The organism is Neoalteromonas flava (assembly GCF_002807685.1).
Classification (GTDB): Bacteria; Pseudomonadota; Gammaproteobacteria; order Enterobacterales; family Alteromonadaceae; genus Alteromonas_E; species Alteromonas_E flava.
Genome location: NZ_PEAX01000003.1, coordinates 90907 through 104177 on the forward strand (window position 1 = coordinate 90907; position 13271 = coordinate 104177).

The following is a 13271-nucleotide window of genomic DNA, read 5'->3' on the forward strand; positions in this document are numbered from 1 at the left end:
TTTATCTTTCTCTTGTCGAGCATGTGTAAACGGATGATCTTCATCACATCACGGAAAAGTATGATGTGAGCAAGAGCTAAAATTAGACTGTATCTCTCAGGAAAGAAACGTATACTTTTCTCGGCTTCGTACAAATTTATGCATACAAGGATGTCTATGAAAACCATTGGTTTGTTTTTAGTTGCTTTATTTATTACTTCAAACGTATCTGCACAATCTAAGTTTTTATCGCAAAAAAGCTGCTTTAGTGGGGGCTTTGAAAATTTTGATACATGGGTAAGCGGATTAGAAAAGAATAAAAAACGGTTTAATAAACAGCTGTTTCTCACCCGTTTTAATCAAGACAAATTTAACGCTAAGAAAGCTCAGTTGGATTGCGTTGACTTTACTTATGAAGTGGATGGTTTAACTGTCGAGGGCTATTACCTCAAACCAAAAACTGCAGCTGATGGAACGTTACCCGTAGTGATTTTTAATCGAGGTGGTAACGGCGATTTTGGTCGTGTTAAGTTCGCCAGTAAGATTGGTTTCTTAGCTGACCTTGCTCAGGCTGGATATGTGGTTATCGGAAGCCAGTATCGAGGGGCAAGCACTCGCTTTATTGACAATAACGGTGCTGATGAATTTGGTGGAAAGGATGTGAACGACGTGCTGGCTTTGCCCGGATTACTTGCCGATCTTCCGGCGGCTGACGCCAATCGTATTGCATTGGTCGGTTGGAGCCGGGGTGTAATGCAAAGTTATCTGGCGGCGAAGCAAATGCCTACTATAAAGGCAATCGTTGCAGTCGCAGGTAACGCTGATGAAGAGCTAGCGCTGGCATGGCGCCCTGCAATGGAAAAAGTATTTCAAAAACGAGTGCCCGATTTTGCGCAACATCGAGACGACGCGTTAAAAGCACGTTCGGTTATTCACTGGATTGACCAATTACCTCCAGCACCTGTTCTTCTCATCCATGGGAGTGCAGACAAGAGGGTTAGTGTTAAACAATCTGAAATGCTGGCTGAGGCCTTTGTTAAACATGAACACGCGCACAAATTGATTGTTTATCCGGGTGATAACCATGGTCTACACCAAAATCGCTCGGCTATGTTGGCAGAAACTCTAGATTGGCTAGCACGTTATCTTTAGCCAGAGCATCGGCGCAGCAAGTTTGATTCATTTGAATATACTGCGCCGAATTACTTTTATGACAACGTCGCCAGGGCGTCACCCGAGTATTGCTCGAGTTCATCTAATTGCTGATGCTTGATTTTATTGGCCCAGTTAGGATCTTGCAGTAGCGCTCTACCTACCGCGACCAAGTCAAACTCACCTTGCTCAATCCGCGTCAGCAAGTCATCAATCGAGCGCGTAGCTGAGCCTTTGCCCTGAAAAGCTTCAAAGAAGTCACCATCGAGACCAACAGAACCGACGGTGATAGTGGTTTTACCCGTCAATTTTTTGGTCCAACCCGCTAAGTTTAATGGGCTGCCTTCAAACTCTGGCTCCCAATAGCGGCGCTGTGAACAATGAAAAATATCCACGCCAGCATCACTGAGCGGTGCGAGGAATGCTTCAAGCTCTTGTGGCGAATAGGCCAAACGAGCGGTGTAATCTTGCTGCTTCCATTGTGAGTAACGCAAAATAATGGGGTAATCAGGTGCAGTCGCTGCGCGGATGGCCTTAATTATCTCTACTGCAAAGCGAGAGCGGCGTTGCATGTCGCCCCCCCAAGCATCGGTACGTTGATTGGTACCTTCCCAGAAAAACTGGTCGATTAAATAGCCATGCGCACCATGTATTTCGACGCCATCAAAACCCAATCGCTTGGCATCAGCCGCGGCGCTAGCAAACGCTGCAATAACGCGTTCGATATGTTCAACAGACATTGGTTCTGCGCCTTGTTTACCGGGTTTGAATAATCCAGATGGACCCGCGCTCGGTAATTCAGGGAAGGGCGCCTTGTCTGCCACCCGAGCCATCCCAACGTGCCAAAGCTGTGGCATGATTTTAGCGCCTGCAGCATGTACGTCATTAACCACCCGCTGCCAACCTTGCAATGCTGCTTCGCCGTGGAACTGCGGGATACTCTCAGCCATGGTTGCGACGGGATCATTGACCGTAGTGCCTTCAGTAATAATTAAACCGGTTCCACCTTGGGCGCGGCGTTGATAATACCCTGCGACTGCTTCAGTCGGTATGCCGTTAGGCGAAAATTGACGCGTCATAGGTGCCATGACAACCCTATTGGTTAGCGTCAACTTGGGGTTAATAAAAGGGGTGAATAAAGCTTTTGTTTGCATACGTCGTTAGTCCAGTTGATCACTTGGGATCAGGTAAATACAGTCAACTGTAAGTACCTGAGAATCAAAATTGCGCTAAGAGTAAATGAGTCTTATTCAGAGTCAATTGACTGTTATGAATAGTTTGATATAACTCAATGGTGGGGTAACAGATGGCCCAAGAGAGCTTTGCTTAGTTAATGACGTACGTTGGGTAAGTATTTAGCGACGATGCTGAGGTATTCACCGCTTGCATGTAAATCGTTAAGTGCAGCATCAAATTCGGCGACCGTATCCATAGTGACCGTTTGTTTACTAAACATTAAATAGTTACTGGCTTCCTGATTATTGGTTATCCGAAATAATGGAACCATTTGATGCTGCTTTTTATCCCAGTTTTGTAAATAGTGACGCCCCTCAATTTCTGATTCAATGTAGCCATCGACGCGCCCAAGCGCTGCTAACTGGGGGAGATTTTGATCATTGTCAATAAATACCATACGCTGCAAGAACTGCTCATCTTCGAGTAGGCTAGCATAGGTGCTGGAATAAATAGCCCCGCGTAATGCGCCGATCAATACGTTTGCGGTAGCAACATCTGCCAGTGATTGAATTGCAGCAAACGAGTCCAGGCGTTGTTTGTTGACAAAAAGAACATAATGACTGTGACGAAAAATATGCGAAGTGAAAAGCGCATAATCTTCTCTTTCCGGCAAAACACTGGCCGCTAACGTCATATCAACCAAGCCTGATTCAATACTTTTAAGTATTCTTGACCAAGGCATAGCAATGAGAGTGAAGTTATGAGGTGTGCGTTTGAACACCGCACGGATCAACTCAATATCTTGCCCTTGCCAAAACCCTTGTGCATCGACATAGCGGTAGATCTGGCGCTCATTGACAGCAATCGTAAATTCTTTGGCGGTGGCGCATACTATCGGCAGGCTAAAGATAAAAAGTAGGAGAGTTCTAAGCACTGAAATCACGCGAGAAGACTGATGGAATAAAGTGTAGAACACCTAGGGCTAAGTATGCAATGCACAAATAACACTTAAATTTCTCTGTGCCCTTGTAAAAGTTGTCGTCCGGAACGATGTAAGGAAAAAACGTACATTGGATGTTTATTAGAAACAACAGAGTGTGATCAAAGCGGACATCGATAACATAGCCATTAATATTTATCGTCGTTGCAGCAATCTATATCCATGGTTTGAACGAAAAAAGACGCATTGAAAAGTTACAAACGGCGCTGTGTATTTTGCTTTCAAGTTAGGTTGTTTTTTCTAATTTTTATTAACATTCTGCTAACTCTTGGCTAAACAATTTTGGTACACTGGTACGATGTCCGAGCAGTTCGGAACCCAGTTCTAGGTAGTAAAAATGATGCAAACAACAACTGACGCCTTTGATTTTATTATTGTTGGTGCAGGTTCAGCAGGTGCAACGCTGGCGGCGCGCCTGAGCGAGAATCCTGCATGCAAAGTGTGTCTTTTAGAAGCGGGCAGCAAAGATCGTAACCCGTTGATCCATATTCCATTTGGTTTATCACTGCTTTCCCGTGTGGAGGGCATTGGGTGGGGCTATCATACCGCTCCACAGGCACAACTAAATAATCGTGAATTATTCTGGCCGCGGGGTAAAACCTTGGGCGGTTCGAGTTCAATCAATGCTATGTGTTATATCCGCGGTGATATTCAAGATTACAACGACTGGGCAGCCAACGGCGCGACTGGATGGGACTGGGAGTCAGTCTTACCCTTTTTCAAACGATCTGAGAACAATTTGCGTGGTTCTGACGAGTATCATGGCGTGGGTGGTCCACTCAATGTGGATGATTTACGTCATAAAGACAAATTATCTCATCGCTTCGTTGAGGCAGCCGATGCAGTTGGTTTTAATATCTTGGATGATTTTAATCGCGAAGAGCGTGAAGGCCTTGGTTTTTATCAGGTCTCACAAGTGGGCGGACAACGGTGCTCAACAGCAAAAGGTTATTTAAAACCGGCCTTACAGCGCAATAACCTAACCGTTATGACCGGCGTAATGGTCGAGCGTGTGCTGTTAAAGGATGGGCAAGCGACCGGGGTGCAGGCACGTATTGGCGGCAAAGTGCAGCGCTTAAAAGCAACTCAAGAAGTGATCTTATGTGGTGGTGCAATAAATTCACCGCAGTTGCTGATGCTCTCAGGGATTGGACCGGCTGATCATTTACGTGAGAAAGGGATCCATGTACAGGTCGATTTGCCGGGAGTGGGGCAAAACTTGCAAGACCACTTAGACGCAATCGTACAACATAGATGCAAAGCGCATGAAGGTTATGCCGTCGCGTTTTCAGCGTTGCCCAAGTACATCGCCGCAACGTTTAAATACTTGTTTAAGCGTAAAGGACTGTTTTCTTCAAACATTGCAGAGGCAGGTGGCTTTATGCGCTCTTCTCTGGCGCAAGCGGGGCCTGATATCCAGTTTCACTTTTTACCTGCCATATTAGAAGACCATGGCCGTCACTCGGTATTTGGTTACGGGTATGGCGTTCATGTCTGTTGCTTGTACCCTAAAAGCCGCGGTGAAATTCGGCTGCAGAGTAACCATCCAGCCGATCATGCGCTGATTGAGCCGAATTATCTTTCTCATCCAGACGACCAAAAAGTGATGATAGAAGGGGTGCGTAAGGCAAGAGAAATACTGGCTTCAGCGGGTTTTGAAGAGTTCGCCAGTACCGAACAATCACCGGGTGCAGAGGCGCAAACTGATGAAGAGATCTTAGCGTTTATTCGGGAAAAATCAGAAACCATCTATCATCCAATCGGTACGTGCAAAATGGGTCAAGAATCCGACTCAATGGCGGTAGTCGATCCACAACTACGTGTTTATGGGGTTAAAGGATTGCGTGTGGTTGACGCGTCAGTGATGCCGAGTTTGGTAGGCGGTAATACCAATGCGCCTACCATTATGATTGCCGAGCGTGCGGCAGAATTAATCCAACAGGAAACCGCGCTATAAACGCCGATGGCGTTGCTAACAACAGCCACAATTACGTTTATGTTTATCTAATCCGCCAATGCCTGGATTAAAGGTGTTGGTGGGATCTAGGCTTTTATAAAAGTTCTGTAAACTTGATTCTGCTTGATACAAGTGCCCGACATTGTGCTCAGCAGGGTACTTTGCACCGCGTTTATCGAGTTCGCCTAACAGCAATGTTTTGACTGCTTTTGGGTCAACTCCTGACTTCAAAATATAGTCTTGATGAAACACATGACAAAAGAAATGCCCATAATAGAGCTTTTTTTCGATCATCGAATCAAGCGATTCTGGTAAGTGTTCAACCCAGTCACGGTCGTTTCTACGTAAGGCGATATCCAAGGCTAAGATTTCTCCTACCTTGCTAGCATGCATTGTTTGAAAGCGGATTGCTGCGCCAGCGGCAGCAAATCGGTGTAAAAAAGCCTTGCTGGATTCGTCAGGCGTACACTCAAAATAGGCTCCGCGAGTTTCATCTGCAAAATAGTCTCGCAAGAACATTTGCGCTTCAGCGATACCTGCGTCACTCATCTTAAGTATTAGATGATGCTCAAATTCATGTTCAAAGGCTAACAAGCGAGGTGGAAGATGCTGCGGTAGTAAACTCGAAGCATGCTGCATTACCCGATCGGAAAGAAAACTCGGTAATAGTGGTAGTTTGTTCAGAGTGCTGTCCAACCGTCCTTTGAATGCAAATAGGCTGGGTAAGCGTTGAGTACCCAAATGCTGCACGCTTAGAAAGGTGTCTTTGCCATAATGTTTAGCCACAGTAAAGGTATCTCGGTGCATATACTCAGCAACTTCGGGCAGCTCCGCAAAATGTTGCAACATATGGCGACGCAGTTGCGTCAACGTGTCGGCATTATTCGTTCCGATGTAAAAGGTCTGCTCTTGCTTGGGGACCGCATATGTATCTAGACGTACAGCAAATACAGCGATTTTGCCGGCACATCCACTGGCTTCAAACAAACGAGTAGGGTCAGCGTTAAAACGGCTAGGGGTATCGGCATCAACGTCGCGCAACCGTGCCGGATAATCCGTCGCGGATGCCTTTTCCGTATGAGCCGTGAGCGCAGTAGCAAAATTGCCTGTCTGCAGATTAGTAAGGATTTCCACTGGTGATCCACCTAACTCAATACCAAGGTGATTTACCAGCTGCAACTCTCCGCGCTCATTGACCCATGCGAATAAGGCCATTTCTGTGTAAGCAGGGCCGCGTTTCACCAATGCGCCACCCGAGTTATTTGCAATTCCACCGATCACTGAGGCCCCTAAACACGATGAACCGATCACTGAATGGGGGGCGCGTTGCAATGGCTTTAAAGTTGTTTCTAAATGGTGCAAGGTAGTGCCTGGGTAGCATAGCACTTGCTGCCCTTCGCCAAGCACCGTCAGCCCGTCGAGGGCGAGAATATTAATGATCACGATCTCGCGATCGTAGCCGTCGGCACTGGGGGTAGAACCTTCTGTTAACCCGGTATTGGCAGCTTGCATAATGATAATGGCATTGGCGTCTATGCAGGCCTGTAAAACTTGCCAAAGGGCGACAAAAGTCTGAGGAAAAACCACAGCTAGTGCATGGCCACCACCAGAGCGCCAACCGCGCCGAAAATGTTCGGTTTCACCCTGTCCTGTGCGCACATGTCGGTGACCTGCGATATTGCGCAGCTGCTTGACTAGGTTGTTGGGCATGTTCAATCGGTCTCGACAAAGTGTTTGGGTTAACTATACCGAGTTGGTTCGTGAGGTAAATAAATGCATTGCACAATCGCACATTTCGTCAATGTGTGAACGGTCCGCATAGATCCCATCAATTAATAGTCGTGCTATGCCATGCATGGTTCCCCATGTTACCTGCGCAAGACGCAATGTATCTTCACTGGCAGGCATGATCCCGATGGCTTGCCAGTGGCGCGTCATGTCGACCTGTTGTTGGAAGCTTGGATATGCCACGGCTTTTAGCGAATCTGTAGGATTGGCGTTCTTCCATATGGTGCGACCAAACATGAGTTCATAAAGCTGGGGGTTGTCAGCCGCGTAATAGATGTAGTCGCGGACAAATTGGCGAACCTTTTCGTGCGCAGAAATATCATCACGGGCAAAGATACGCTCAGCCTCTTCACGCCAACGGGTAAACCCTTGCTCGGTTACGGCGCACAGCAGAGCATTTTTGTCAGCAAAATGGTGATAGAGCGCAGTTCGCGAAACCCCGACGGCTTCCGCTAACTTGCGCATCGAAAGGCTTTCAACGCCTCCTTCATTGAGCATTTTCGAGGCCTGCTCAACAAGGCTTTGACGTAAGTTCCCATGATGATAGTTGGTTTTACTATGCACCTTTGACATGTGCTTCAAATTTTCCACTGACACTTAATCTTGACACTGTCAATATAACCCTCTATCTTGACGCTGTCTAGTTTTTAGTGAGCAGCCTAATGAGCCAATCAACACAACTCGATTTTAGCCATTTGACAACCCTAACGGTGAGTATTGAAGCGCATATTGCCCATATCCAATTAGCTCGCCCTGAACAGCTTAACAGTATGGTGCCGAAGTTCTGGCAAGAACTACCTGCAACGGTGCGTCAAATTGATGAGCATGCTGCCGCTCGAGTGATTGTGATCTCTTCACAGGGTAAGCATTTTAGTGCCGGTATGGATCTATCCGTTTTTGCCAATATGGCCAAGGATTTCAATGGCGAGCCCGGGCGTCGTGCCGAACGTCTGCGCCGTATGGTATTGGAATTACAGGATGCTTTTAACGCACTCGAAGAGGTGCGGATGCCCGTGCTGGTCGCTGCACAAGGCGGAGTTATTGGCGGGGCAGTCGATATGATCAGCGCCTGTTGCTCACGCTACTGCACAGAAGATGCATTTTTCTGTATTAAAGAGACCGCCATTGGAATGACAGCTGATGTGGGAACCTTGCAGCGTTTGCCTCACCTTATTCCACAAGGGCTGGTACGCGAACTGGCCTATACGGGGCGCAACCTCTCGGCGACAGAGGCCTTGCGTTGTGGCTTGGTTAACCAAATATTTGCCTCACAAGAGGAGATGCTGGAGGGGGTTATGGCGATAGCTCAACAAATTGCCCAGCATTCACCGCTTGCCGTGCATGGGTGTAAACACATGATCACCTACACCCGCGATCACAATGTGCGTGACAGTTTGGATCACATGGCGACCTGGCAAGCGGGTATGTTTCAAATGCCAGACATCCAAGCCGCTATGCAAGCACAAAAATCAAGTACACCCGCAACATTTGAAGAGCTTCATTCGCTGCACAGCCGCATGCAAGAGAATTGATATCTGCATGGCTTTATCCGTAGAAACTATCTAACAATTTCGCTTTACGAGACTACTTTTATGCAATCGACCGCTACTGAAACTACGAACTCTCATTACCCGCATTTATTTCGTCCGCTAGATTTGGGCTTTACCACGCTCAAAAACCGGATCTTAATGGGCTCAATGCACACCGGATTGGAAGAGCTACCGGATGGACACAAACGTATGGCAGCCTTCTTTGCTGAGCGCGCACGTGGCGGCGTTGGTCTTATTGTAACTGGAGGGATTGGGCCGAATGACGAAGGTGCAACGCATGCGGTAACGCGCCGTTTGGATTCTGATCAAGCCGTAGCTAATCACAAAGAGGTGACTGACGCAGTGCATGCTGCTGGCGGAAAAATATGTATGCAGATCCTGCACACAGGCCGCTATGCCTACAACAAAGCACTTGTTGCGCCAAGTGCCGTACAAGCACCCATCAATCCATACAAACCCAAAGCGTTGGATGAAGATGGGATCCAAAAACAAATCGACGACTTTGTCTACACCGCGAAACAAGCTCAACGTGCTGGCTATGATGGGGTCGAAATTATGGGCTCTGAAGGCTACTTTCTCAATCAGTTTATTGCCAAGCGTACCAACCACCGCGACGATGCATGGGGTGGCGAGTATGAAAACCGGATCCGATTGCCGATTGAAGTCGTGCGGCGCGTACGCGAGGCGGTAGGCAAAAACTTCATTATAATTTACCGCTTATCGATGCTCGACTTGGTAGAAGGCGGGTCCACTTATGATGAAGTGGTGACCTTGGGTAAAGCCATTGAGCAAGCGGGCGCGACTATTATCAATACCGGTATCGGGTGGCACGAAGCTCGGATCCCTACAATTGCGACTAAAGTGCCGCGCGCAGCGTTTACTTGGGTTACCGCAAAGTTTCGCGAGGCTCTAAACGTGCCGGTGATCACCTCGAACCGCATCAATATGCCGCATGTCGCTGAAGAAGTGCTTGCGCGGGGCGACGCCGATATGGTGTCAATGGCACGCCCATTCTTGGCGGATGCGGAATTTGTGATTAAAGCTGAGCAAGGTCGAGCAGATGAAATCAATACCTGTATTGGGTGCAACCAAGCCTGTCTCGATCATGTCTTCGCCGGCAAAATGACCAGTTGTTTGGTGAATCCGCGCGCTTGCCATGAAACGGAATTGGTCATTCAGCCAACTACCGAACCTAAGCATATTGCGGTGATAGGGGCTGGTCCAGCGGGCTTGGCTGCAGCGACAACAGCGGCGTCGCGAGGTCACAACGTTACGTTGTTTGATGCAGACAGTGAAATTGGCGGGCAATTTAATATCGCTAAACAAATTCCCGGGAAAGAAGAATTCTACGAGACGCTGCGCTACTTTGAAAAGCAGCTAGCGATCCATAAGGTCGACGTGCGCTTAAATACTCGCGTCTCGGTCGAAGATTTGAATGACGGTAGTTATGACGAGGTTATCCTGGCAACAGGTATTTCACCGCGCACACCCGCTATCGAAGGTATCGAACATCCTAGTGTTTTATCTTACATCGATGTCATTAAACACAAAAAGCCCGTTGGTAAACGCGTAGCCATCATCGGAGCTGGCGGGATTGGTTTTGATACGTCTGAATTTTTATCGCATGGAGAGCGCACTCCGAGTCAGAATATTGCTGAATTTATGCGCGAATGGGGTATCGACATGAGTCTGCAGGCGCGGGGAGGGGTGGAAGGTATGCAGCCGCAACCGGAAGCTTCACCCCGTGAGATTTATCTTTTACAGCGTAAAAGCAGCAAAGTCGGTGCTGGTCTGGGCAAAACAACCGGATGGGCGCATCGAGCTGGCCTTATGATGAAAGGCGTACATATGCTAGCTGGCGTTAGCTACGAGAAAATTGATGATGCAGGCTTACACATTAAGGTGAATGATGAGCCGCAAGTGTTGGCGGTCGATAACATAATCGTATGTGCCGGTCAGGAGCCGTTGAGGGCGCTGGTTGATGGGTTACAAAAACCCTATCATTTAATCGGTGGTGCCGATGAAGCTGCCGAATTGGATGCTAAGCGGGCCATTGATCAGGGCACTCGTTTAGCGGCATCTCTGTAATTAAAAAGCTGTCCTTATCAACACAGTAAGGACAGCTTTCTTCAACTGTTAGTACGCTTGCGCAATAGCAAGACTGCGTTTTGCTGATCAATTTGGAAATTGTACTGACTCAGTATATTCATGCCCAGCAATCCTTGTGGGGATACTGTTGGGTCATCGCCCATCATTCTGGATGGGATAACCATCACTGATACATCATCAAATTGTAATGGCCCTAACTGCACACTCTTAATCGAGAACATTGGGGCTTGAATATAACCTGCTGCAGTATTGACGCGGAATATACCGATATATTTCGCGGCGACTCTTCGACTTAATTGAGACCATGCGCGAGTTGTAATAGCGGTAGTTGAAGCCCCAGTATCTATCATGAGCTTGACCGGATTATTATCCATTGATAATTCAAGCATGTATTGATTGCCGATCCTTTCGAGAGGGATCCGTGTGGCGCGGCCAAAATTCACCGCCTCTGCCAGAGCTTCACTGCTCGCAATCTCACTGGCGTCTGTGTCGACAATCTGTTTGCGCGCGAGTATCTGACGCACAGCATCAGCGGCAGGATCATCAAACGGTAATCCTGCTAGTGCATTCTCCATCATGACTTCGTTGGCTTGTTGCGCATAAGCCTCCGCCAGCAAGATGAGATAGCGGCGTTCATTCGGCGCGATTTGTACTAAAGGCTCAAGTAGCTCAGCCAATAAATCCCAAGCGCGGTCAAAACGCAGTTGCTCAGTTGCATTTTCAAATAATTGCTCAATTTTTTCCTGTAGTGAAGCGTGAACGTCGGCATCAAATGGTTTATCGAGCAGCGTGTAAAAATTCACTAGCGCGACATTCAATGGTTTGGTGCGTGCAATCATTTCCGCTTCCAATAGGTGAGCATCTAAGTCGTTGGGGTTGTCGCGTAAATACTCACGCAGCGCGATAGTCAATTGCGGCCAGTCTTCATCACGAAAGTAGGCGTTAAGATCAGCAAGGCTCAGTGTGGACCTTGTTACTGCTGAAGTACCTTCTTGTGTGTCTGTATCGGCGAGCAAAGCCACAGGTTGTGACGCATGCTCGAGTACTTCCGTTGAAGGTTTGATGCTTCGCTCACTGTTAGTCTGATTTGGAGCCGCGGTTATTGCTGTGAGTTCTGAAATGGGAGTAGCGGCAAAGAATAATAAATACAGATTAAGCGCCAATGAAGCAATCAAAGCAGCAATTACAAATCGTATTCCCAAGCTCATAAGTGCTCAACCTTGTTCCTGAACGGGCACAATCATGGCGCCCCCATACGCTTGTTTAAAGGGCTCGGGCATACGCTTGGGCATACCGCTCGATAATGCAATACAGATAAAGTCAGTTTTAGCGGTAAAGACGGTTTTACTCCGCGTAGCGCAAATAAATTGAAAACGGCGCGAAAGCGTTAGGCGCTTATCACAAGCGACAATCCAAGTTGCACAAGCAATAGTATCACCTTCATGACAGGCTAATAGATAATCTACTTCATGGCGGCGAATCGCCATGCCGCGATCGAGTTCCTGATATTGTTCAATACTCAACCCTAAGGCATTGCTGTGCGCCCAGGCCAGTTTCTCAATCTGACTGATATAAGCCACATTGTTGACATGACCGTAATGATCAATGACCTCAGGTGGCACCTGCCATAACTCAATAAACGGATTAGGTAATTGCCATAAATCGCTTGGGATCATGCGCTTAACGTCTGTGGTAAGGGGTTGTTATCAGCATTGTAGTCTGCGGCAAATAGTCGCGTCATAATCGCTCTTTCGCGCGACACAATAGGATCGAGAAAAGCACGAACATCACCTAATTGTTTGAAAGCGGCAAAGCCGTCGGCTAGAAATTCATGTAGCGCTATAACGCCCGCAAGCTCAGCCGGCTTGCGCGCCATTTTGATTAATAAATTTATGCCTCGAACATGGACTACGTCGGCGAGCTGTAAACCCAGTTGTTCAACAATATCAATTTGTTCAGCGCGCTGTTCAGGGCGACCGACTTGTCGATAGGCCGAGGCATAATCTAGCGCTGATAAATCGCCATTATCTAACGCATCTCGCGCATCGATCTGAACTAAGGCATCAACCATATCGAGATCAAGATCGAAGGACAGTGCATTTAGGCGTAGCGCATCATCTAGTGCTTTTAGCGCCTTTTCCGGTAATACGGCCGCGAGCTTTGGAATGACCCGGGTAAGGTCTTTATCGCGTTGACTAAAATCTTTAGGCCCATAGAGTTCATCAACAAAGAACTGCATGGCGTCGGCAAACGTCGGCTCGGCGCGCAAATCGGCATGCGTGGTGAGTAAACGACGGCATTGCCACTCTTGCAACTGCATAACCGCGTCTAGCTTGCCCATTTTTGCAGCAAGGTCGCGACGTGCGTTTACCGTATGAATATGTTGAATAATTTTTTCTGCACTTAAAGACACTGGATATTAAAGCGACAAGTAAACATGGCTATAGGTTGGCGCAAGTCATGTCCTATTACAAGCATGGCGTTGTTTCTGTTACACTGCGCGCCATCCTTAAATCAAGCAATAGATTGAGCAAGGTTCGAACGTAATGTCTCCTTCACA

11 protein-coding genes are annotated in these 13271 nt (G+C 47.6%); 4 read left to right on the plus strand and 7 right to left on the minus strand.

The window, feature by feature from the left end; all coding sequences use genetic code 11:
* Positions 1-156 precede the first annotated feature (156 nt).
* Positions 157-1131, plus strand: a complete 975-nt coding sequence (locus CSH92_RS06510) for an alpha/beta hydrolase family protein (RefSeq protein WP_164084672.1) — start codon at positions 157-159, stop codon at positions 1129-1131.
* A 56-nt stretch (positions 1132-1187) separates the two neighbouring features.
* Here CSH92_RS06510 and CSH92_RS06515 read toward each other — a convergent pair whose 3' ends face one another.
* Positions 1188-2285: an NADH:flavin oxidoreductase gene (locus tag CSH92_RS06515; RefSeq protein WP_100656830.1), complete on the minus strand. Its 1098-nt coding sequence runs from the start codon at positions 2283-2285 to the stop codon at positions 1188-1190.
* 176 nt (positions 2286-2461) lie between these two features.
* Entirely contained in the window at positions 2462-3241 is a 780-nt protein-coding gene (locus CSH92_RS06520) for a substrate-binding periplasmic protein (RefSeq protein ID WP_164084673.1), read from the minus strand.
* A 403-nt stretch (positions 3242-3644) separates the two neighbouring features.
* Between CSH92_RS06520 and CSH92_RS06525 the strand changes: the two genes are divergently transcribed.
* Positions 3645-5264 carry a GMC family oxidoreductase gene (locus tag CSH92_RS06525; RefSeq protein WP_476692332.1) on the plus strand — a complete coding sequence of 540 codons (1620 nt, stop codon included), beginning with the start codon at positions 3645-3647 and terminating at the stop codon, positions 5262-5264.
* Positions 5265-5279: 15 nt separating this feature from the next.
* On the opposite strand, the gene dld is transcribed toward CSH92_RS06525, so the two are convergent.
* Both dld and CSH92_RS06535 read right to left on the minus strand, forming a co-directional pair.
* Positions 5280-6974, minus strand: a complete 1695-nt coding sequence (dld, locus tag CSH92_RS06530; protein WP_100656832.1) for a D-lactate dehydrogenase — start codon at positions 6972-6974, stop codon at positions 5280-5282.
* Positions 6975-7007: 33 nt separating this feature from the next.
* Positions 7008-7625 (minus strand): TetR/AcrR family transcriptional regulator, encoded by a 618-nt coding sequence (locus CSH92_RS06535; RefSeq protein WP_100656833.1) that lies wholly within the window; start codon positions 7623-7625, stop codon positions 7008-7010.
* Between the two features lie 89 nt (positions 7626-7714).
* On the opposite strand from CSH92_RS06535, the gene CSH92_RS06540 reads away from it, so the two are divergent.
* Positions 7715-8584, plus strand: coding sequence for a crotonase/enoyl-CoA hydratase family protein (locus CSH92_RS06540; protein ID WP_100656834.1), 870 nt, complete (start codon positions 7715-7717; stop codon positions 8582-8584).
* A gap of 60 nt (positions 8585-8644) precedes the next feature.
* Complete coding sequence (locus CSH92_RS06545) at positions 8645-10690, plus strand: NADPH-dependent 2,4-dienoyl-CoA reductase (RefSeq protein WP_100656835.1); 2046 nt, start codon at positions 8645-8647, stop codon at positions 10688-10690.
* 41 nt (positions 10691-10731) lie between these two features.
* Here CSH92_RS06545 and CSH92_RS06550 read toward each other — a convergent pair whose 3' ends face one another.
* The 3 genes from CSH92_RS06550 to CSH92_RS06560 are packed head-to-tail and all read right to left on the minus strand — an operon-like array spanning position 10732 to position 13124.
* Positions 10732-11919, minus strand: coding sequence for a retropepsin-like aspartic protease (locus CSH92_RS06550; protein WP_100656836.1), 1188 nt, complete (start codon positions 11917-11919; stop codon positions 10732-10734).
* A 6-nt stretch (positions 11920-11925) separates the two neighbouring features.
* Positions 11926-12387, minus strand: a complete 462-nt coding sequence (locus CSH92_RS06555; protein ID WP_100656837.1) for an acyl-CoA thioesterase — start codon at positions 12385-12387, stop codon at positions 11926-11928.
* Positions 12384-13124, minus strand: coding sequence for an FFLEELY motif protein (locus CSH92_RS06560; protein ID WP_100656838.1), 741 nt, complete (start codon positions 13122-13124; stop codon positions 12384-12386). The genes CSH92_RS06555 and CSH92_RS06560 overlap by 4 nt, the downstream gene beginning before the upstream one ends.
* Positions 13125-13271: the final 147 nt, after the last annotated feature.